Genomic DNA, 20,470 nt, shown 5'->3' with positions numbered 1-20,470 from the left:
GGGGTGTGCAAGACTCTGCAAGCTCTTGCCATCCCCCTCCCGGACGGGAATCATCCCCTTACGGGACAAGGGGCGCCGACCAGAACAGAGGGACCGCGATGACGATACGGCCGGTACAGTCCGGTGCCGTGACCACACGGCTAGCCGACATCGCTGCTCAGGCGGGCGTGAGCGAAGCGACCGTCAGCCGCGTCCTCAACGGGAAGCCGGGTGTCGCCGCCACCACCCGCCAGACCGTGCTGGCCGCACTCGACGTGCTGGGCTACGAACGCCCGGTCCGGCTGCGGCAGCGCAGCGAGGGCCTGGTGGGCCTGATCACCCCGGAGCTGGAGAACCCGATATTCCCGGCCCTGGCCCAGGTGATCGGCCAGGCGCTGACCCGGCAGGGCTACACCCCGGTCCTCGCCACCCAGACCCCGGGCGGCTCCACGGAGGACGAGCTCACGGAGATGCTCGTCGACCGGGGCGTGGCGGGCATCATCTTCGTCTCCGGGCTGCACGCGGACACCTCCGCGGACATGCAGCGCTATGAGCAGCTGCGGGCGCAGGGCGTGCCGTTCGTGCTCGTGGACGGGTTCTCGCCGAAGGTGCAGGCGCCGTTCATCTCCCCCGACGACCGCGCGGCGATGGCACTGGCGGTGACGCACCTGGTGTCGCTGGGGCACAAGCGGATCGGCCTCGCCCTCGGCCCGAAGCGCTTCGTGCCGGTCCAGCGCAAGATCGAGGGCTTCGTCCGCACCATGCAGGACCTGCTCGGGCTGGCCGCGGCGACCGTCGAGGCGGACCTGGTCCAGCACTCCCTCTACACGCTGGAGGGTGGCCAGGCGGCCGCGACGGCGCTCATCGACCGTGACTGCACGGCGGTGGTGTGCGCGAGCGACATGATGGCGCTGGGCGCGATACGGGCGGCTCGGCAGCGGGGTCTGGAAGTGCCGCGGGACGTCTCGGTCGTGGGTTTCGACGACTCCCCGCTGATCGCCTTCACCGACCCGCCGCTGACGACGATCCGCAAGCCGGTGCCGGCCATGGGGCAGGCGGCGGTACGGACGTTGCTGGAGGAGATCGGCGGAACACCCGCGCCGCACAGCGAGTTCGTGTTCATGCCGGAGCTGGTGGTGCGGGGTTCGACGGCTTCGGCACCTGGGGATCGCACTCGTCCGTAGGGCGGAGACGCCGGGCTTTCACCAGTGCGCGGGTAGGAGAACGGGACAGTCTTCCCGTCGTAGGACATGCGGCCCGAACCCGACCGCGGGATGATCGGTGGCGTAAGGCATTTCTGGCAGACTTTAGGTCTATGGGTGACTCGACCGTGACCAGCCTGGAAGACCGCGAGACCGCGGCCGCTCCGGACTCCCTCACGGCCGCGGACCGGCCGGCATTCCTCCGCCGCCTGCGCACCCCGCGCCGCCCGCGCATCTGGTTCGAGATCCTGTTGATCGCGGTGAGTTACTGGACGTACTCACAGGTCCGCAACGCGGTTCCGGAGCAGAAGACGGAGGCGCTGCGCAACGCCGACTGGATCTGGCGGATGGAGCACCATCTGGGCATCGCGGTCGAGGAGTCCGTGAACCACGCGGTGAACTCCGTGACTTGGCTCGTCGTCGGCATGAACTACTACTACGCGACGCTGCACTTCATCGTGACGCTGAGCGTCCTGGTCTGGCTCTACCGCAGCCACCCCGGCCGCTACGCGGCGACGCGTCTGGTGCTTTTCGCGACCACGGGTGTGGCGCTGGTCGGTTACTACCTGTATCCACTGGCACCCCCGCGGCTGATGAACGGCAGCCACTTCGTCGACACGGTCATGGTCCACCAGACCTGGGGCTCGATGGCCTCCGGCGACCTGAAGCACATGTCCAACCAGTACGCCGCGATGCCGTCCATGCACATCGGCTGGTCCGTGTGGTGCGGCCTGACGATCTTCGCGCTGGCGTCGGTGCCGTGGGTACGTGTGCTGGGCCTCCTCTACCCGACGGTGACGCTCCTGGTCATCGTGGCCACCGCCAACCACTTCTGGCTCGACGCGGTCGGCGGCATCCTGTGCCTGCTGTTCGGCTTCATGGTGGCGCGGATCTGGCACGGGGCGCTGCCGTACGCCTTGCCGAAAGTGGTACCGCCGAAGGCGAAGGCCACTCCGCGGCCCGTCAAGGCCTAGCCGGCACACCGGCAGGCACCCGCGCCCGCCCCGACACCCGGCACGCTCCCGCAGAGGCGATACCCCACCCGCCGCCCCGGCCGCCGCAGCCCGACACGGCCTCGCCAGTGCCCCGGGCCCTGCGCCCCGCCGCGACGCCCGGCGGGCTCCCTCACGGGCGCTGCCCCACCCGCCGCACCGGACACCGCACCCCCCACAGACCGCACGCCGCAGCCACGCCAGTACCCCGGCAGACGCCCTGCGCCCCGCCCCGACACCCGACACGCTGCCCCAAGGGTGACGCCCCCACCCGCCGCACCCCGCCAAGCCGCACGCCGCACGCCGCAGCCCGACAAGGCCTCGCCAGTACCCGGGCAGGCACCCTGTGCCCCGTCCACGACGCCCGCCACGCTCCCGCAGAGGCGGTGCCCCACGCGCCGCACCCCCCACAGACCGCACGCCACAGCCCGACGAGGCCTCGCCAGTACCCGGGCAGGCACCCTGTGCCTCGTCCAAGACGCCCGGCACGCTCCCGCAGAGGCGGTGCCTCGAGTCGCCGGTCCTCGACGGGCCGGCGCCGGCCGCCGGGGCACTAGCCCGCGGCTGCCTCTCGGAGTGCCTCGACGAACGCCGCGAGTGCCGGTTGCGGCAGCGCGGTCTGCCGTACGGCCGCGTAGATCGCCCGCGCCGGCTCCGGGCCCCGGAGCTGCCGTACCGCCACGTCCGGATGCCGGCCCCCGAGCCCCAGTCGCGGGATCAGGGTCACCCCGAGTCCCGCCGCCACGAAGCCCTGGGCCGTGGCGTAGTCCTCGCTGTCCACGACGAAGCGCGGGTGGAACCCTGCCGTGGCACAGGCGGTGAGCTGAGCGTCGAGGCAGGGGCCGGGCCACTCGCTGCCGACCCAGGGTTGGTCGGCCAGGTCGGTCAGGTGGATCGATCGGCGGCCCGCGAGGGGATGCGCCGCGGGGAGCACGGCCAGGTACGGGTCGTCGAGCAGATGCAGCAGCCGTACGCCGTCCTCGTCGGACGGTCCCACCACCAGCGCCAGGTCCGCCCGCCCCTCCCGCACGTCCGGCAGCGGGTCGGGTCCCGTCAGCTTCAGATCGATCTGCACGCCGGGTTGTTCGGCCCGCAGCCGCGCCACCGCGGGGGCGACCAGATGGGCTCCGGCCGTGGCGAAGTAGCGCACCGAGAGCCGGCCCGTGCGGCCCGCGAGGAGATCCCCGAGGGCCGTCTCCGCCTCGGCGACCTGCCGGCCGATCGCGTCCGCGTACTCCGTGAGCAACAGCCCGGCGGCCGTGGGCCGCACACCTCGCCCGACCCGTTCGAGGAGCTCGGTCCCGGCCTCCCTCTCCAGTGCGGCCACCTGCTGGCTGATCGCGGAGGGCGTGTAGCCGAGCCGGGCCGCGGCCGCCGTCACCGAGCCGTTGCTCACCACGGCCGCCAGCATCTGCATGCGTCGCACATCAAGCATGTACTCCAGCTTAACGATGACTCCATTATCTTTCACTTGTCCTGATGGGTTGGGCCGGGAGACCGTGGAGGACATGTCCCCCGCCTCCACTCTGCGTATGGCCGTCCTCGCCCTCCTCTGGGGGTCCGGCTTCCTCTGGATCAAGCTCGCCCTCGACCACGGCCTCTCCCCCGCCCAGATCACGATCGCGCGGTGCGTGCTGGGCACGGCGGTGCTGTTCCTCCTGGCCCGCGCGGCAGGTCAGCCGCTGCCCCGCTCCCGCTCCACCTGGGGTCATCTGATCGTCGCCGCACTGTTCTGCAACGCCATCCCCTTCGCTCTGTTCGCGATCGGTGAGCAGAGCGTCGATTCCGGCGTCGCGGGCGTCCTGAACGCGACGACCCCGCTGTGGTCCCTGCTGATCGGCCTCCTGCTCGGCACCGACCACGGCCTGCGCCCCCTACGGCTGACCGGCCTGCTCCTCGGCTTCGCAGGCACCGTGCTGATCTTCGCCCCCTGGCACCGCTCGGGTCTGCTGACCTGGGGCGCCCTGGCCCTCCTGGCCGCCGCCGCGAGCTACGCCGTGGCCTTCGCGTACATGGCCCGCACACTCACCTCCGGGCAGGCCCCGTTGGCGTACTCCGCCGCCCAACTCCTCATGGCGACGGCGTGGACCACGCTGTCGGTGCCGGTGGCGGGTCCGGTGGACACCGACCTCATCGGGCTGGCGGCGGTGACGGCCCTGGGGGTGCTGGGCACGGGGGTGACCTTCTACCTCAACTACCGCCTGATAGCGGACGAGGGCCCGGTGACGGCGGCGACGGTCGGCTACCTGCTGCCGGTCGTCTCGGTGACCCTGGGCGCGGTGCTGCTGGACGAGCGGGTAGGGCTGAGAGTGCTGGTGGGCATGGCGATCGTGCTGACAGGGGTGGCGCTCACGCGCCCCAAAGGGGCGCGGGGCTGTGCCGATACGCGGCTCCGCCGCGGGGTGCGGCAGGCCCCCACCGGCCCGCAGCCGAAGACCTTGGCCCGCCCGGCGAAGAACTACGCCCCGTAGAACAACTCCTCCACCACACTCCGAGCCCGCCGAGCCGTACGCCGATAGTCGTCCAGCATGTCCCCCACGTGCCCGGCCTCATACCCCAAGTACCGTCCCACCGCAGCGAGTTCACGCGTCTCCGTCGGAAACGTGTCCCCGGCCCGCCCCCGCACCAGCATCACCGCGTTCCGCACCCGCGTGGCCAGCACCCACGCCTCGTCGAGGACCTGGGTGTCCTCCTCGGAGATCAGCCCGGCCGCCCGCGCGGCAGCGAGCGCCGCCCGGGTGCGGGTGGTCCGCAGCCCCGGCTCGCCGGCACCGTGCCGCATCTGGAGGAGCTGGACCGTCCACTCGACGTCGGACAGCCCGCCGGGCCCGAGCTTGGTGTGCAGCTTGGGGTCGGCGCCGCGAGGCATCCGCTCGGACTCCATGCGCGCCTTCAGCCGCCGGATCTCGCGTACGGCGTCGTCGCCGAGGCCCGCCGCCGGATAGCGCAGGGGGTCGATCAGTTCGACGAACCGGCGGCCCAACTCCTCGTCCCCGGCGACCGGTTCGGCCCGCAGCAGGGCCTGAGCCTCCCAGACCAGCGACCAGCGGCGGTAGTAGGCCGCGTACGACGTCAACGTGCGGACCAGCGGCCCGGACTTGCCCTCCGGGCGCAGGTCGGCGTCGATGAGCAGCGGTGGGTCGGCGCTCGGGATCTGGAGCAGGCGGCGCATCTCGGAGACGACCTTGTTGGCGGCCTCGGAGGCCGCCCGCTCCTCGACGCCCTCGCGGGGCTCGTGGACGAAGAGGACGTCCGCGTCGGAGCCGTAGCCGAGTTCGTGACCGCCGAAGCGGCCCATGCCGATGACGGCGAATCGGGTGGGCAGGGTGTCGCCCCAGCCCTCCCGGACGACCGCGCGCAGGGTGCCGGCGAGGGTCGCGGCGGTCAGGTCGGACACGGCGGCGCCGACGCGCTCCACCAGGGCGCCCTGGTCCGGCTCGGCCGGCTGGGTCTCGGTGCCGTAGGACCCGACGATGTCCGCGGCGGCCGTACGGAAGAGTTCGCGGCGGCGGACGCCACGGGCCGCCGTGACGCCCTGGACGGCGCCGTCGGCGCGGCCGACCGCGGAGAGTATCTCCTGTTCGAGACCGGGCCGCCCGCGCGGAGCCAGTCCGCCGCCGTCGCCGTCCCCGAGGAGCGCCACGGCTTCGGGTGCGCGCATCAGCAGGTCGGGGGCGAGGCGTCCGGCGGACAGGACGCGTGCGAGGTTCTCGGCGGCGGCGCCCTCGTCCCTCAACAGCCGTAGGTACCAAGGGGTCTTGCCCAACGCGTCCGACACCTTGCGGAAGTTGAGCAGTCCGGCGTCCGGGTCGGCGGACTCGGCGAACCAGCCCAGCAGGACCGGAAGGAGGGTGCGCTGGATGGCGGCCTTGCGGCTGACGCCGGAGGCCAGGGCCTCCAGGTGCCGCAGGGCGGAGGCAGGGTCGGCGTACCCGAGCGCGACGAGCCGCTCGCGCGCCGCACCGGCGCTCAACCTGATCTCGCCGGGGCCGAGTTGGGCCACGGCGTCCAGCAGCGGCCGGTAGAAGAGCTTCTCGTGCAGGCGTCGTACGACGGAGGTGTGCCGCTTCCACTCGCGATTCAGCTCGGTCACCGGGTCGGCGCGCAGACCGAGGGAGCGGCCGAGGCGGCGCTGGTCGTCCTCGTCCGCGGGGACCAGGTGGGTGCGGCGCAGTCGGTAGAGCTGGATGCGGTGTTCCATGGAGCGCAGGAAGCGGTAGGCCTCGTCGAGCTGTGCCGCGTCGGCACGGCCGACGTAGCCGCCGGCGACGAGGGCCTGCAGGGCGTTGAGGGTGGTGCCGCTGCGCAGCGAACGGTCCTCGCGGCCGTGCACCAACTGCAGGAGCTGTACGGCGAATTCGACGTCCCTGAGCCCACCGGGGCCGAGCTTCAGTTGCCGGTCGAGCTCGGCGACGGGGATGTTCTCCACGACCCGGCGCCGCATCTTCTGCACGTCGGCGACGAAGTTCTCGCGCTCGGCGGCCTTCCAGACCAGCGGTTCGAGGGCGGCGACGTACTCCTCGCCCAGCTCGAGGTCGCCGGCGACCGGGCGGGCCTTGAGGAGGGCCTGGAACTCCCAGGTCTTGGCCCAGCGCTGGTAGTAGGCGAGGTGGCTGGCGAGGGTGCGGACGAGCGGGCCGTTCCTGCCCTCGGGCCGCAGGTTGGCGTCGACGGGCCAGATGGACCCCTCGACGGTGGTCTCGGAGCAGACGCGCATCATGTGCGAGGCGAGCTTGGTGGCGGCGCGCAGGGCCTTGCCCTCGTCGGCCCCGTCGACGGCCTCACCGACAAAGATCACGTCCACGTCGGAGACGTAGTTCAGCTCGTGGCCCCCGCACTTGCCCATCGCGATCACCGCGAGCCGGCACAGCGCGGCGTCGTCGGGTGCGGCCGCCCGCGCTATGGCCAGCGCGGCGCGCAGGGTCGCGGTGGCGAGGTCGGCGAGCTCGGCGGCGGTCTCGGCGAGGTCGGTGGTGCCGCACACGTCACGGGCGGCGATCGACAGCAGACAGCGGCGGTAGGCGACGCGCAGGGCGACGGGGTCGGTGGCCTCGGCGAGCCCGCGTTCGAACTCCTCGACGCCGGGGTGCAGATCGCGCGGCTCGTAGGTGACGAGGGCCTGCCAGTCGCCGGGGTGCCGGGCGAGATGCTCGGCGAGCGCGGCGGACGCGCCGAGCACCCCGAGCAGCCGGTCGCGCAGCGGCTTCGCCGCTATCACGGTGTCGAGCAGTTCCCGGTCGGGCTGCTCCTCGAGGAGCCGCACGAGACCGTGCAGGGCGAGGTCGGGGTCGGCGGTCGCGCCGAGCGCCTCCAGCAGTACCGGGTCATTGCGTACGCCGCTCAGCTCCGCGCTGTCGAGCAGCCGCTCGGCGGCCGACGGATCGGTGAAACCGTGCCGCAGAAGCCGCGTGAAGGTACTGCTCCTGCGCCCCGGCGCCGCCGTCATCCCCGGCCTCCCGTCCGATCAAGGTCGTATCGATTGAGCCTAACCGGAGAGTCGGGGATGAGCGCCGGGGCGCGGGTGGGGGGATTTTGGGGGTGGGGGCTTCGGCGGGGCGGGTGATCCCGGGCGGGGGTCGCGGGGGGACGCGCACGGGCGAGCCCGTCGTCCGGCGGCGGCAGCAGCAGGCGCACCGCGTCGCGTGCGGCCCGCTGCCCCGGCGACCAGTGCCGCCGCGCGGTCCCCGGCCCGCGTGACCGCCGTATGGGATGTGCCGGCGACCTGGACGTCACCGCGCGGGCGCCCAGCGTGAACGACGCTCCGCCGACCCGTCCGGGCCCTGGGTCACGAGCTCCACAAGGACGCCGCGCGCCTCACCCACCGCGATCCGCGCAACGCAGATCGCCGGGCAGCTCGTCGTCTCCGCCGGCACCGTACGCAAGCATCCGGAGGACGCCTTCGGCAGACTGGGGGTGTCGAGCCGGACCGCCGCGGTGGCCCGGGCGTTCCCCGAGCCGGAGGCTCTGTGATGACCGAGCAGGAACCCGAGACCCATCTCGACCCCCGCTACAGCGACCCCGACGCGACGGCGCACTCCTGGGCCGACGCCGAGTCGCTGCTGGCCGCCGCCGAGCTGTTCTGGATCTCGACGGTACGACCGGACGGGCGCCCGCACGTCACGCCGTTGCCGGGCGTGTGGGCGCACGGGGCGCTGCACTTCTGCACCGGCCCCGAGGAGCGCAAGGCGAAGAACCTCGCGCACAACGCGCACGTGACGCTGACGACCGGTACCAACATCTGGGACAAGGGCTACGACCTGGTGGTGGAGGGCGAGGCGGTGCGGGTGTCCGACGACACGCGTCTCCGGGAGCTGGCCGCCGCGTGGGAGGCGAAGTACGGCGACTTCTGGCGCTTCGAGGTGAGGAACGGCTATTTCCATCACGGACCGGGACACGCCCTTGTCTATGCGGTGGCGCCGCGCACGGTTTTCGGCTTCGGTAAGGGACAGCCGTTCAGCCAGACGCGGTGGCGCTTCTGAGAACGGCCCGAACGGCCCTCTGTACTGACGTCGACAAGGGAGTCACGCCATGGACATGAGCCTCGAAGTCATCCTGCTGCCGGTCACGGACGTCGACCGCGCCAAGGAGTTCTACCGCGACAAGGTCGGCTTCCACGTGGACCTGGACGGCGAGGTGATGGAGGGCGTCCGCATCTGCCAGCTGACCCCGCCCGGCTCCGGCTGTTCCATCGCCCTCGTGGACGGCCTCCAGGTGCCGACGGGCGCCCCGCAGCCCGGGACGTACCACGGCATGCAACTGTGTGTGACGGATGCGAAGGCGGCGTACGAGGAACTCACCTCCCGCGGCCTGGACGTCAGCGAACCGGTCCAGTTCGCCCCGCAGGACGGCGCCACCTTCATGTACTTCAAGGACCCGGACGGCAACGGCTGGGCGATCCAGGAGTACAAGCGCCGCGAGACGGAGCCGCTGCACCAGGTACTGGCCGAGCAGGCGGCGCAGTAGCAACGCCGGAGGGGGGCGCGGTCCTCCGCGCCCCCCTCCGGCAGGGAACCGCTACAGCACCGGCAGATTCTTCCGCAGCTCGAACGCGGTCACCTCGGAGCGGTACTCCTCCCACTCCTGCCGCTTGTTGCGCAGGAAGAAGTCGAAGACGTGCTCGCCCAGGGTCTCGGCCACCAGGTCGCTGCGCTCCATCAGGGTGAGGGCCTCGCCCAGGTTCTGGGGCAGGGGCTCGATGCCCATGGCGCGGCGCTCGGAGTTGGAGAGGGCCCAGACGTCGTCCTCGGCGCCCGGCGGGAGCTCGTAGCCCTCCTCGACGCCCTTGAGGCCGGCGGCCAGGAGCAGGGCGTACGCCAGGTACGGGTTGGCGCCGGAGTCGATGGAGCGGACCTCGATACGGGCAGAGCCGGTCTTGCCGGGCTTGTACATCGGGACGCGGACCAGGGCGGAGCGGTTGTTGTGGCCCCAGCAGATGTAGGAGGGGGCCTCGCCGCCGGCGCCCGCGGTGCGCTCCGAGCCGCCCCAGATGCGCTTGTACGAGTTCACCCACTGGTTCGTCACGGCGGCGATCTCCGCCGCGTGCTTCAGCAGGCCCGCGATGAAGGAGCGGCCGACCTTGGAGAGCTGGTACTCCGCGCCCGACTCGTAGAACGCGTTGCGGTCGCCCTCGAAGAGCGAGAGGTGCGTGTGCATGCCGCTGCCGGGGTGCTCGGAGAACGGCTTCGGCATGAAGGTCGCCTGGACGCCCTGCTCCAGCGCCACCTGCTTCATGACCAGGCGGAACGTCATGATGTTGTCCGCCGTGGAGAGCGCGTCGGCGTAGCGGAGGTCGATCTCCTGCTGGCCCGGGGCGCCCTCGTGGTGGGAGAACTCGACCGAGATGCCCATCGACTCCAGCATGGTGATCGCCTGACGGCGGAAGTCCATGCCGATGTTCTGGGGGGTGTGGTCGAAGTAGCCGGAGTTGTCGGCCGGGGTCGGGCGCGAGCCGTCCAGCGGGCGGTCCTTCAGCAGGAAGAACTCGATCTCCGGGTGGGTGTAGAACGTGAAGCCCAGGTCGGAGGTGCGGGCCAGGGCGCGCTTCAGCACATACCTGGGGTCCGCGAAGGACGGGGAGCCGTCCGGCATGAGGATGTCGCAGAACATCCGGGCCGTACCGGGGGCCTCGGCCCGCCACGGCAGGACCTGGAAGGTCGACGGGTCCGGCTTGGCGATCATGTCGGACTCGTATACACGGGCGAAGCCCTCGATCGCGGAGCCGTCGAAACCGATTCCCTCGTCGAACGCCTGCTCCAGCTCCGCCGGGGCCACGGCCACGGACTTGAGGAAGCCCAGTACGTCCGTGAACCACAGACGTACGAACCGGATGTCGCGTTCCTCCAAGGTCCGGAGCACGAACTCCTGCTGCTTGTCCATCTTCCGCTTCCCCATCCTTGCTGGTCAGGCCGCCTGTCTCCGTGTCCCGCAGGAGGCGGTCGGGCACCTGAGCATCACACCACAACAGCATTTCGTGCGCGTTGCCGACCTTGATCGTCCCGGCGACCCGGGAGTGAACGCCTCACGTGCGGCGGATGTACTGCTCTGCCGCCCATCTTGCCTGCTCGGACCGACATACGTAATGCCCGGCCCCTCCCGTCTCACCCCGCGCCCGGGTTTCCTGTGGGCTCCCTGCGAGAAGTCACCCCCGCCCCACTACGATCAGCAGACCGATCGTCACCATCCGACCGCCCTTTCCCCCAGAAGGACACACCTCATGGGTTCCGCCAAGAAGAGCACCGCCTCGGCACGCAAGGCGCGTATAGAGGAGATGCGGCGCGCCGAACAGGCCAGAGAGCGCCGCAACCGGATCCTCACGATCGCCGCGAGCGTGGTCGTCGTCGCCGGTCTGGTCGTCGGCGGCATCGTGCTGGTGCAGTCGCAGTCCGACGACAGCACGGCGGCCGACGGCAAGGGGAAGGGGCACTTCGTCACGGGCTCGGACGGTGTGAAGACCTGGAAGGGCACGCTGGGCCGCAACCACGTCGCCAAGACGGTGGCCTACCCGATGGAGCCCCCGGTCGGCGGTGACCACAACCAGGTCTGGATGAACTGCAACGGCGACGTCTATTCCAAGGCGCTCAACAACATGAACGCCGTGCACTCGCTGGAGCACGGCGCGGTCTGGGTGACGTACACCGACAAGGCCAAGAAGTCCGACGTCGAGGCGCTCGCGGCGAAGGTGAAGAAGACGCCGTACACGCTGATGAGCCCCGACGACAAGCAGAAGGACCCGATCATGCTGTCGGCGTGGGGCCACCAGCGGACGGTCACGGGGGCGAACGACCCGAACGTCGGCAAGTTCTTCGAGAAGTTCGTGCAGGGCGCGCAGACGCCCGAGCCGGGCGCGGCGTGCACGAACGGTCTGTCGCAGTGAGGTTCGCGGGAGTGGCCGTCGCCGTGGCGGGTGTGCTCGTCGCGGCCGGCGCGATCACCTATGCCGTGGCCGAGGACGGCGGCTCGGCCGACACTCCGTCCGCCGGGTCCGCGGACGCCGGTTTCGCGCGTGACATGGCCGTGCACCACCAGCAGGCCGTCGAGATGTCGTACATCGTGCGTGACCACACCAAGGACGTCGAGGTGCGGCGGCTCGCCTACGACATCGCGCAGACCCAGGCCAACCAGCGCGGCATGCTGCTGGGCTGGCTGGATCTGTGGGAGCTGCCGAAGGTGTCGGCGGATCCGCCGATGACGTGGATGGACATGGGGGACATGCCGTCGGCGGGCGAGGGTTCTCTGATGCCGGGCATGGCCACCGACAGCGAGATGAAGAAGCTGGGCACGCTGAACGGCAAGCAGGCCGAGATCTTCTATCTGCAGTTGATGACGGACCATCACAAGGGCGGCATCCACATGGCGAAGGGCTGTGTCGAAAGGTGCACGGTCGGTGTGGAGAAGCGGCTCGCGCAGGGAATGGTCGACGCGCAGCAGTCGGAGATCGACCTGATGGCGGGCATGTTGAAGGAGCGGGGCGCGAAAGCGCGTTCCTAGAGGGTCGCAGAGGGTTATCCCTCGGTCTTCGCAGCGTCTTAATCCTCAAATGGCTTTGTCATTAGGTTAATTGGGCTCTTCTTGGTACTCGCATTCCCCTGGCATGAACCGTTCATCGAAAGAGTGACGACGGTCGAGTGATCACTCGCGACGAACCGCACAGGGGGTTCCATGAGATCCAATCGCGCCAAGGTGCGCGCCGGAGTGAGCATGGCGGCGACACTGCCCATGCTCGCGGGCGCGCTGGCGCTCGGTATACCCGCGGCCCACGCCGCGGACAGCCCGAACCGGGACACGCTGGCCGGGACCAAGCCCGCGTGGGCCACGGCCAAGGCCGACAAGGGCGCCACCGCGGACAGCTCCAAGGTCTCCGCCCGGGTCTACCTCGCAGGCAAGGACGCCACCGGGCTCGCCGCCTACGCGAAGGCCGTGGCCGACCCGAGCTCGGCGTCGTACGGCAAGTACCTGAGCGCGCAGCAGGTGAAGCAGCGTTTCGGCGCCACCACCGCCCAGGTCGCAGCGGTCAAGTCCTGGCTGACGTCCGCCGGACTGAAGGTCACGGACGTGACCGAGCACTACGTCGCCGTCAGCGGTGACGTGGCCGCCGTCGAGAAGGCCTTCGGGACCCAGCTGCACAACTACGCCAAGGGCTCGAAGACCTACCACGCCCCGGCCAAGGCCGCCTCCGCGCCGGCCGCCCTCGACGGTGCCGTCCTGACCGTCACGGGCCTGGACAACGCGCCGCACAAGGCGAGCAGCAAGGAACAACTGCCGCCGCCGGACGCCGTGTTCAAGAACGCCGGGCCGTTCTCCTCGTACTACGGCTCGAACACCGCGAGCACGCTGCCCGCGGCCTACGGCTCGAAGATCCCGTACGCGATCAAGGGCTACACGGGCAAGCAGCTGCGCGCCGCCTACGGCGCGGGCAAGTACACCGGCAAGGGAGTGCGCGTCGCCATCACCGACGCCTACGCCTCCCCGACCATCGCCTTCGACGCGGCCACTTACGCGAAGAAGAACGGTGACGCGGCCTACAAGAGCAGCCAGCTGAGGCAGGTGCTGCCCGACGGCTACACCAAGACCGAGGAGTGCGGGGCGTCCGGCTGGTACGGCGAGGAGACCCTCGACGTCGAGGCCGTGCACGCGGTCGCGCCGGACGCGAACATCACGTACGTGGGTGCCGCGTCCTGCTACGACGACGATCTGCTCGACTCGCTCAGCAAGGTCGTCGACAACCACCTGGCCGACATCGTCTCCAACTCGTGGGGCGACATCGAGGCCAACCAGACGCCGGATCTCGCGGCCGCCTACGACCAGGTCTTCCAGTTCGGCGCGGTCGAGGGCATCGGTTTCTACTTCTCCTCCGGTGACAACGGCGACGAGGTCGCCAACACCGGGACGAAGCAGGTCGACACCCCGGCCAACTCGGCGTGGGTGACGGCGGTCGGCGGTACCTCCCTCGCCGTGGGCAAGGGCGACAAGTACCTGTGGGAGACCGGCTGGGGCACCGAGAAGGCCACGCTGTCCGCGGACGGCAAGAGCTGGACGAACTTCCCCGGCGCGTTCACCTCCGGTGCGGGCGGCGGCACCAGCAAGACGGTCGCCGAGCCCTTCTACCAGAAGGGTGTCGTCCCGAATGCGCTCGCCACGGCCAACAACGCCGCCGGCAACCGTGTCGTCCCGGACATCTCCGCGATCGCCGACCCGAACACCGGTTTCCTGGTGGGTCAGACGCAGACGTTCCCCGACGGCTCGCAGCAGTACAGCGAGTACCGCATCGGCGGCACGTCGCTGGCCTCGCCGGTGATCGCGGCCGTGCAGGCGCTCGCCCAGCAGGCGCGGGGCGGCAAGGCGATCGGCTTCGCCAACCCGTCGATCTACGCGAAGTACGGCTCGAAGGCCTTCCACGACGTCACGGACAACCCCACGGGGTCCGGACTCGCGGTGGCCCGCACCGACTTCGTCAACGGCTATGACGCCACCGGTGGTCTGACCGTCTCGGTCCGCAGCCTCGGCAAGGACAGCTCGCTGTCCGCGGTGAAGGGATACGACGACGTCACCGGCGTGGGTACGCCCGCGAACGGTTACGTGCAGTCGTTCGGCAAGCGCTGACCCGGACGCGCGTCCACAGGGGTCCGGTCCCGAGGGTGAGAACCTTCGGGGCCGGGCCCTCGCGCATGTCCCGCCCGGCTACCTTCCCGGCATGCGGCCCGCTCGCCCGCGGCGGCCGGCCATCACGTGGATCACGCAACCCGCCACCAGCACGAGCACCCCGGCGACGAGGAACGGAACGGGCGTGTACTCGTCGGTGCAGGCCTGCCCGCCCGGCACCGCGTGGCACACCTCCCCCGGACCGCCCCGGTTCAGGTACGCGAGGTAGAACAGCGGCAGGGCCACTCCCGAGACGCCGCCCAGGACAGCGCGTCCAGGTCCCCTGCGGAGCAGGAACACCGCGGCCACCGCGGCGAGTACGACGAAGGCCGCGCCCACCGTCAGGATCGCCGCGAGGCCGATGCCGGCGCACGCTCCCACGAGGAGCCAGGCCAGGAACCAGCCCCATCCCGCCGCACGGCCCGGGCCGTCGTCTCGCGTACCGCTCATGCCGGTCATGCCGCTCATTGAACGCAAGATCATGACCATCCGGCAAGCGGCGGTGCACGGCCCCCTCTCCTATCGCGTCGCTCTGACGATTACACTGATCGCGTGTCTGCCTTGAACTTCTGGTCGATCTATCAGCACGGGTTCGCACGCGTCGCCGCGTGTACGGGTCACACCGTCATCGCGGACCCGCCCGCCAACGCCGAAGCGGTTCTGCGTCACGCGCGCCGGTGCGGCGACGAGGGGGTCGCCGTCGCCGTCTTCCCGGAGATGGGGCTGTGCGGCTACTCCATCGAGGACCTGCTGCTCCAGGACGCGCTGCTCGACGAGGTCGAGGCGGCGCTCGCGGAGGTGGTGGCCGGGTCGGCCGACCTGCTCCCGGTGCTGGTCGTCGGCGCTCCGCTGCGCCACCGCAACCGGGTCTACAACTGCGCGGTGATCGTGCACCGCGGCCGGGTCCTCGGTGTCGTACCGAAGTCGTACCCGCCCAACTACCGGGAGTTCTACGAGCGTCGGCAGATCGGCGACGGCGCCGACGAGCGCGGCGGGTCGATCCGGGTCGGCGGCGGGAGCGTGCCGTTCGGCGTGGACCTGCTGTTCGCCGCCGAGGACGTCCCCGGGCTCGTGCTGCACGCGGAGATCTGCGAGGACATGTGGGTGCCGGTGCCGCCCAGCGCGGAGGCGGCCCTCGCCGGTGCGACCGTCCTGGTCAACCTCTCCGGCAGCCCGATCACGGTCGGGCGGGCCGAGGACCGCAAGCTGCTGTGCCGCTCGGCGTCCTCCCGCTGCCTCGCCGCCTACGTGTACGCGGCGGCCGGTCTCGGCGAGTCGACCACCGACCTGTCCTGGGACGGCCAGGCCATGGTCTACGAGAACGGCGCGCTGCTGGCCGAGACGACCCGGTTCCCGCTCGGCGACGAGTACGCGGTGGCCGACGTGGACCTGGACCTGCTGCGGCAGGAGCGGATGCGGATGGGCACCTTCGACGAGAACCGGCGTACCCATCAGGGGCGGACCGGTGACTTCCGGACGGTGCCGTTCGAGCTCGGCCCGCCGTCGGGCGACCTGGGTCTCAAGCGCCGCCTGGAGCGCTTCCCGTTCGTGCCTGCCGACGCCGAACGGCTGGCCCAGGACTGCTACGAGGCCTACAACATCCAGGTCGCGGGCCTCCAGCAGCGGCTCGCGGCGATCGGCGGCCCGAAGGTCGTCATCGGGGTGTCCGGCGGCCTCGACTCCACGCACGCGCTGATCGTCGCCGCCCGCGCGATGGACCGCGCGGGCCGCCCGCGCAGCGACATCCTGGCCTGGACGCTGCCCGGTTTCGCCACCAGCGACCACACCAAGGGCAACGCCCACCGGCTGATGCGGGCCCTCGGCGTCACCGCGGCCGAGCTGGACATCACGCCGACCGCACGGCTGATGCTCCAGGAGATGGACCACCCGTTCGCCTCCGGTGAGCCGGTCTACGACGTCACCTTCGAGAACGTCCAGGCGGGCCTGCGCACCGACTACCTGTTCCGGCTGGCCAACCAGCGCGGTGGGATCGTGCTCGGCACCGGCGACCTCTCCGAGCTGGCGCTCGGCTGGTCCACGTACGGCGTGGGCGACCAGATGAGCCACTACAACGTCAACTCCGGTGTGCCGAAGACGCTGATCCAGCATCTGATCCGCTGGGTCATCAGCAGCGAGCAGTTCGACGAGGAGACCGGCGACATCCTCGCCGCGATCCTCGACACCGAGATCAGCCCGGAGCTGGTACCGGGCGAGGAGATGCAGTCCACCGAGTCCAAGATCGGCCCGTACGCGCTCCACGACTTCACGCTCTTCCATGTGCTGCGCTACGGCTTCCGGCCGTCGAAGATCGCCTTCCTCGCCTGGCACGCCTGGCACGACGTCGACGCCGGTGCCTGGCCTCCGGGCTTCCCCGAGGCCAAGCGCGGCACGTACGACCTGCCCGAGATCCGGCGGTGGCTGGAGGTGTTCTGCAAGCGCTTCTTCGCGTTCGCGCAGTTCAAGCGGTCGGCGATGCCGAACGGTCCGAAGGTCTCGGCGGGCGGTTCGCTGTCGCCCCGCGGTGACTGGCGGGCGCCGTCGGACGGTTCGGCGGGGGCCTGGCTACGGGACCTGAAGCGGTTCGACTAGGCCGGTCGGTGGGGCGGGCGGCTCTGCGGTTCAGCCGTCCGTACTGACCGGTGCGCTGCTGCGCCCGCTCCTCCGCCCGGTCATCTCCGCGTCGAAGGTCTCCTGCGCCACCTTCATCGCCTTCGCGTACTCGGGCATCCGCAGCCGTTTCCACATCTCCTCCTCGGCGACGTCCTCGACCTGGGCGACCACCCACCAGATGGTGCCGAAGGGGTCCTTGATACGCCCGCCGCGCTGCCCGAAGGCACTGTCCGCCAGGGACGTGACGATTCGGGCGCCGGCCGCGACCGCCCGGGAGAACGTCTCGTCCGCGTCCGTGACGAAGACCCGCAGCAGGCTCGGCATGACCGGCCAGTCCGCGCGCCGGTCGAAGGCCAGGACGACCGTGTCGCCGATCCGGATCTCGCCGTGACCGATCGAGCCGTCCTCGGTGGCCACCCTGCTGAGCTCCTCGCCGCCGAACACCTCGGTGACGAAGTCGAGGAAGGCTCCTGTGTCGTCGGTGACGACCCAGGGCGCGACGGTGGTGTAGCCCTCGGGCGCGGCGCTGGTCTGCTCGGACATGTCGGCTCCTTCGCGGCTGTCGGCTGTCGACGACCACGACGTGAGGAGCGCAATAGGTCAGTTCCTGGCCTGCATGCGGAACGCCCCGCCGACGGGGGAAGATCGGCGGGGCGCCGTGGTGCCGCTGTGGCTCTAGTGGACGGAGTGCTCGTCCAGCGGGAACGTGCCGCCGACGACGTCCTCCGCGAAGGCCTTCACCGCGTTGCCCATGACCTCGCGCAGGTTGGCGTACTGCTTGACGAACTTCGGTACCCGGCCGCCGGTGAGGCCGAGCATGTCGGTCCAGACGAGGACCTGCGCGTCGGTCTCCGGTCCGGCACCGATGCCGACCGTCGGGATGTGCAGGACCCGGGTGACCTCGGCCGCGAGCTCCGCCGGGACCAGCTCCAGGACGACGGCGAACGCGCCCGCGTCCTGGACGGCCTTCGCGTCGCGCAGCAGCTGCTGGGCCGCCTCCTCGCCGCGGCCCTGGACGCGGTAGCCCATGGAGTTGACGGACTGGGGGGTCAGACCGATGTGGGCCATGACCGGGATGCCGGACTCCACCAGCAGCCGGATCTGCTCGTGGGAGCGCTCGCCGCCCTCGAGCTTCACGGCGCCGACGCCCGCCTCCTTGACCAGCCGGGTCGCCGAGCGCAGCGCCTGCACCGGGCCCTCCTGGTACGAACCGAAGGGCAGGTCGCCGACGATCAGGGCGCGCGAGGTGCCCCGTACGACGGCCGCCGACAGCATGGTCATCTCGTCCATCGTGACGGGCACGGTGGTCTCGTACCCGAGATGGCAGTTGCCCGCCGAGTCGCCGACGAGCATGACCGGGATGCCGGCCTCGTCGAAGACGGACGCGGTGGTCGCGTCGTAGGCGGTGAGCATGGGCCACTTCTCGCCGCGTTCCTTGGCGAGGGCGATGTCCCGAACAGTGATGCGGCGGGTGCCCTTCCCCCCGTACAGCGCCTTGCTGCCGTCGGAGGGCTTGGTGTGGGCAGCCGAAAGCTGCGTCATTGCAACGGCTCCTTACGTCATCTCGAGGCGCCCTCACGGCGTCCCCGGATCACCTCCATGGTGGCACCTCGTGCCGGTCAGGGCCAGGGGTGGTGGATGTGACCGTTCAGGCACGTAAGGTCTCGGTAAAGACTTACGATACGAGACGGTCCCGTATCGTAATGGCGCTAAGCTCGATCGCATGACTACCGCAGTCCCTGACTCCCGGGTACCGGAAGCGGTGCACCGGCGCCGCTGGGCAATTCTCGGCGTGCTGATGCTGAGCCTGCTGATCGTGGTGCTCGACAACTCGATCCTGAACGTCGCGATCAAGACGATCTCGACTCCCGCGCCGACCGGCCTGGGCGCCACCCAGAGCGAGCTGGAGTGGGCGATCAACGCCTACACCCTGGTCTTCGCGGGCCTGCTGTTCACCGCGGGCCTGCTCGGCGACCGGCTCGGCCGCAAGAAGGTGCTGCTGGGCGGTCTGGTCGTGTTCGGCGCCGGCTCCGCCCTCGCCGCCTTCTCCGGATCGCCGGTCCAGCTGATCACCTTCCGCGCGCTGATGGGCCTCGGCGCGGCGTTCGTCATGCCGGCCACGCTCGCCGTCCTGATGAACGTCTTCGAGCGCGAGGAGCAGCCGAAGGCCATCGGCATCTGGGCGGGTGGCGTCGGACTCGCCATCGCCATCGGGCCGATCACCGGCGGTGTGCTCCTCGACCACTTCTGGTGGGGCTCCGTCTTCCTCATCAACGTGCCGATCGTGGTGCTCGCCCTCGGGCTGATGCTGTGGCTGGTGCCCGACTCCCGTGACCCGAACCCCGGCCGGATCGACCCCGTCGGTGTCGTGCTGTCGGTCATCGGCCTGGTCCTGCTCGTCTACGGCATCATCAAGGGCGGTCAGCTCGCCGACTTCACGGACGCGACCGTGCTGGCCACCATCGGTGCAGGTCTCGCCGTGCTCGTCGCCTTCGTGGTGTTCGAGAAGCGCAGCGACCATCCGTCGATCGATGTCACCTACTTCAAGAACAAGGTCTTCTCGGCCGCGATCGGCGCCATAGGGCTGGTGTTCTTCGCGCTGATGGGCGTGACCTTCTTCTCGGTCTTCTACACCCAGAGCGTGCGGGGCTACTCGCCGCTGCAGACCGGTCTGCTGATGCTGCCGCTGGCCGCCGCGCAGCTGATCTTCGCACCGCGCGCCCGGCTGGTCGTCGACCGCTTCGGCAACCGGGCGACGACCACGGGGGGCATGCTGCTGATCGCCGCGATGCTGGTCGCGTTCGCCGGGCTGGAGGCGGACACGCCGATCTGGCTCCTCGAGGTGATCTTCTTCCTCATGGGCACCGGTATGGCGCACATCATGACGCCGACCAGCGTCGTCATCATGCAGGCCCTGCCGCGCGAGAAGGCCGGCTCCGCGTCCGCGCTCAGCAACACCTTCCGGCAGGTCGGCGGCGCGCTCGGCATCGCCGTCCTCGGCTCGGTGCTCTCCACGGCCTACCGCAACGGCATCGAGTCCCATCTCGCGCTGGTTCCGGCAGGCGTACGGCACACCGCGGGCGAGTCCATCGAGGCCACCCTCGGCGTCGCCGCGAAGCTCGGCCCCCGGGGCGACGCCCTGGTCGGCCCGGCCAACGACGCCTTCCTGCACGCGATGCACGTCACCGCGTTGTGCGGAGCGGGCGTGGCCCTCGTCGGCGCCGTCGTGGTGGCCCTGTTCCTGCCGGGCCGGCCGACGGAGCCTCAGCAGGGACAGGAGGAACAGGACTTGGTACCCGCGAGCGAGTGACCCGGCCGGGGCGGTGGCGCCCGGGCCGGACGGAAGCAGGAAGCCGGTAGCAGCCGGACGCGGCGGCACCGAGGTAACGCCCGAGAGATACGGGGCCGCCGGCCCAACGCGTCGGGGCCGGGAAACGAGGAGGTGACCGGCGCGGGCTCGGACCGGTCCCGTTCTGGACAACGGCCGAACCCCGCCCCTCCGCGCCGCCGTAGGGCAGGGAGAATCATCCTCATCCCACAGAGAGGACC

At 70.6% G+C, this 20,470-nt stretch carries 17 protein-coding genes; 11 read left to right on the top strand and 6 right to left on the bottom strand.

The annotated features are described in order from the left end of the window. Window positions 1-128: 128 nt before the first annotated feature. The gene (locus OG841_RS33325; RefSeq protein ID WP_328637991.1) at window positions 129-1,163 is read left to right on the top strand and encodes a LacI family DNA-binding transcriptional regulator; all 1,035 of its coding nucleotides are present in this window, start codon (window positions 129-131) and stop codon (window positions 1,161-1,163) included. 131 nt (window positions 1,164-1,294) lie between these two features. Then, on the top strand, window positions 1,295-2,155 hold the full coding sequence (locus OG841_RS33320) for a phosphatase PAP2 family protein (RefSeq protein ID WP_328637992.1): 861 nt from the start codon (window positions 1,295-1,297) through the stop codon (window positions 2,153-2,155). A 571-nt stretch (window positions 2,156-2,726) separates the two neighbouring features. On the opposite strand, the gene OG841_RS33315 is transcribed toward OG841_RS33320, so the two are convergent. Further along, window positions 2,727-3,608, bottom strand: a complete 882-nt coding sequence (locus OG841_RS33315) for a LysR family transcriptional regulator (protein WP_328637993.1) — start codon at window positions 3,606-3,608, stop codon at window positions 2,727-2,729. Window positions 3,609-3,681: 73 nt separating this feature from the next. Between OG841_RS33315 and OG841_RS33310 the strand changes: the two genes are divergently transcribed. Next, complete coding sequence (locus tag OG841_RS33310) at window positions 3,682-4,644, top strand: DMT family transporter (protein WP_371567759.1); 963 nt, start codon at window positions 3,682-3,684, stop codon at window positions 4,642-4,644. Here OG841_RS33310 and OG841_RS33305 read toward each other — a convergent pair. Continuing rightward, complete coding sequence (locus OG841_RS33305; protein ID WP_371567756.1) at window positions 4,632-7,619, bottom strand: bifunctional [glutamine synthetase] adenylyltransferase/[glutamine synthetase]-adenylyl-L-tyrosine phosphorylase; 2,988 nt, start codon at window positions 7,617-7,619, stop codon at window positions 4,632-4,634. The two genes, OG841_RS33310 and OG841_RS33305, sit on opposite strands and share 13 nt — an antisense overlap. Window positions 7,620-7,882: 263 nt before the next feature. On the opposite strand from OG841_RS33305, the gene OG841_RS33300 reads away from it, so the two are divergent. The 3 genes from OG841_RS33300 to OG841_RS33290 are packed head-to-tail and all read left to right on the top strand — an operon-like array spanning window position 7,883 to window position 9,136. Then, window positions 7,883-8,143 (top strand): LuxR C-terminal-related transcriptional regulator, encoded by a 261-nt coding sequence (locus tag OG841_RS33300; protein ID WP_371567753.1) that lies wholly within the window; start codon window positions 7,883-7,885, stop codon window positions 8,141-8,143. Further along, the gene (locus tag OG841_RS33295) at window positions 8,143-8,652 is read left to right on the top strand and encodes a pyridoxamine 5'-phosphate oxidase family protein (RefSeq protein WP_371567751.1); all 510 of its coding nucleotides are present in this window, start codon (window positions 8,143-8,145) and stop codon (window positions 8,650-8,652) included. Before OG841_RS33300 ends, OG841_RS33295 begins: the two co-directional genes overlap by 1 nt. 49 nt (window positions 8,653-8,701) lie before the next feature. Next, window positions 8,702-9,136 carry a VOC family protein gene (locus tag OG841_RS33290; protein ID WP_328637997.1) on the top strand — a complete coding sequence of 145 codons (435 nt, stop codon included), beginning with the start codon at window positions 8,702-8,704 and terminating at the stop codon, window positions 9,134-9,136. Between the two features lie 51 nt (window positions 9,137-9,187). Here the strand turns inward: OG841_RS33290 and glnA are convergent, their stop codons facing one another. Further along, the gene (glnA, locus tag OG841_RS33285) at window positions 9,188-10,549 is read right to left on the bottom strand and encodes a type I glutamate--ammonia ligase (protein ID WP_057611816.1); all 1,362 of its coding nucleotides are present in this window, start codon (window positions 10,547-10,549) and stop codon (window positions 9,188-9,190) included. A 337-nt stretch (window positions 10,550-10,886) separates the two neighbouring features. On the opposite strand from glnA, the gene OG841_RS33280 reads away from it, so the two are divergent. From OG841_RS33280 to OG841_RS33270, 3 genes are all read left to right on the top strand, one after another. Beyond that, window positions 10,887-11,546, top strand: coding sequence for a DUF3105 domain-containing protein (locus OG841_RS33280; protein WP_328637998.1), 660 nt, complete (start codon window positions 10,887-10,889; stop codon window positions 11,544-11,546). A gap of 11 nt (window positions 11,547-11,557) precedes the next feature. Continuing rightward, window positions 11,558-12,160, top strand: a complete 603-nt coding sequence (locus OG841_RS33275; RefSeq protein ID WP_280857140.1) for a DUF305 domain-containing protein — start codon at window positions 11,558-11,560, stop codon at window positions 12,158-12,160. 171 nt (window positions 12,161-12,331) lie between these two features. Then, the gene (locus OG841_RS33270; RefSeq protein ID WP_328637999.1) at window positions 12,332-14,272 is read left to right on the top strand and encodes a S53 family peptidase; all 1,941 of its coding nucleotides are present in this window, start codon (window positions 12,332-12,334) and stop codon (window positions 14,270-14,272) included. Between the two features lie 78 nt (window positions 14,273-14,350). Here OG841_RS33270 and OG841_RS33265 read toward each other — a convergent pair whose 3' ends face one another. Next, window positions 14,351-14,779 carry a hypothetical protein gene (locus tag OG841_RS33265; protein ID WP_365117185.1) on the bottom strand — a complete coding sequence of 143 codons (429 nt, stop codon included), beginning with the start codon at window positions 14,777-14,779 and terminating at the stop codon, window positions 14,351-14,353. Window positions 14,780-14,872: 93 nt separating this feature from the next. Between OG841_RS33265 and OG841_RS33260 the strand changes: the two genes are divergently transcribed. Next, window positions 14,873-16,900, top strand: coding sequence for an NAD(+) synthase (locus OG841_RS33260; RefSeq protein ID WP_371570892.1), 2,028 nt, complete (start codon window positions 14,873-14,875; stop codon window positions 16,898-16,900). Between the two features lie 30 nt (window positions 16,901-16,930). Here OG841_RS33260 and OG841_RS33255 read toward each other — a convergent pair whose 3' ends face one another. Together OG841_RS33255 and panB are read right to left on the bottom strand one after the other, a co-directional pair. Continuing rightward, window positions 16,931-17,464, bottom strand: coding sequence for a VOC family protein (locus OG841_RS33255; RefSeq protein ID WP_371567745.1), 534 nt, complete (start codon window positions 17,462-17,464; stop codon window positions 16,931-16,933). 132 nt (window positions 17,465-17,596) lie between these two features. Next, a complete protein-coding gene (gene panB, locus OG841_RS33250; RefSeq protein ID WP_057611698.1) occupies window positions 17,597-18,463 on the bottom strand; it encodes a 3-methyl-2-oxobutanoate hydroxymethyltransferase in 867 nt (288 codons plus the stop codon). Window positions 18,464-18,644: 181 nt separating this feature from the next. Here panB and OG841_RS33245 point away from each other — a divergent pair, with 181 nt between their 5' ends. Further along, the gene (locus OG841_RS33245) at window positions 18,645-20,231 is read left to right on the top strand and encodes an MFS transporter (protein WP_328638003.1); all 1,587 of its coding nucleotides are present in this window, start codon (window positions 18,645-18,647) and stop codon (window positions 20,229-20,231) included. Window positions 20,232-20,470 lie beyond the last annotated feature (239 nt).

Source organism: Streptomyces canus, from assembly GCF_041435015.1.
Taxonomy (GTDB): Bacteria; Actinomycetota; Actinomycetes; order Streptomycetales; family Streptomycetaceae; genus Streptomyces; species Streptomyces canus_G.
This window is presented reverse-complemented; position numbering and strand designations above follow the sequence as displayed.

Bases quoted from the DNA above. Each gene is read 5' to 3' on its own strand.
- OG841_RS33295 (WP_371567751.1), top strand. From the start codon at position 8,143: ATGACCGAGCAGGAACCCGAGACCCATCTCGACCCCCGCTACAGCGAC.
- glnA (WP_057611816.1), bottom strand. From the start codon at position 10,549: ATGGACAAGCAGCAGGAGTTCGTGCTCCGGACCTTGGAGGAACGCGAC.
- OG841_RS33265 (WP_365117185.1), bottom strand. From the start codon at position 14,779: ATGAGCGGCATGACCGGCATGAGCGGTACGCGAGACGACGGCCCGGGC.
- panB (WP_057611698.1), bottom strand. From the start codon at position 18,463: ATGACGCAGCTTTCGGCTGCCCACACCAAGCCCTCCGACGGCAGCAAG.
- OG841_RS33245 (WP_328638003.1), top strand. From the start codon at position 18,645: ATGACTACCGCAGTCCCTGACTCCCGGGTACCGGAAGCGGTGCACCGG.
- OG841_RS33255 (WP_371567745.1), bottom strand. From the start codon at position 17,464: ATGTCCGAGCAGACCAGCGCCGCGCCCGAGGGCTACACCACCGTCGCG.
- OG841_RS33300 (WP_371567753.1), top strand. From the start codon at position 7,883: ATGTGCCGGCGACCTGGACGTCACCGCGCGGGCGCCCAGCGTGAACGA.
- OG841_RS33290 (WP_328637997.1), top strand. From the start codon at position 8,702: ATGGACATGAGCCTCGAAGTCATCCTGCTGCCGGTCACGGACGTCGAC.
- OG841_RS33315 (WP_328637993.1), bottom strand. From the start codon at position 3,608: ATGCTTGATGTGCGACGCATGCAGATGCTGGCGGCCGTGGTGAGCAAC.
- OG841_RS33320 (WP_328637992.1), top strand. From the start codon at position 1,295: ATGGGTGACTCGACCGTGACCAGCCTGGAAGACCGCGAGACCGCGGCC.
- OG841_RS33280 (WP_328637998.1), top strand. From the start codon at position 10,887: ATGGGTTCCGCCAAGAAGAGCACCGCCTCGGCACGCAAGGCGCGTATA.
- OG841_RS33305 (WP_371567756.1), bottom strand. From the start codon at position 7,619: ATGACGGCGGCGCCGGGGCGCAGGAGCAGTACCTTCACGCGGCTTCTG.
- OG841_RS33310 (WP_371567759.1), top strand. From the start codon at position 3,682: ATGTCCCCCGCCTCCACTCTGCGTATGGCCGTCCTCGCCCTCCTCTGG.
- OG841_RS33270 (WP_328637999.1), top strand. From the start codon at position 12,332: ATGAGATCCAATCGCGCCAAGGTGCGCGCCGGAGTGAGCATGGCGGCG.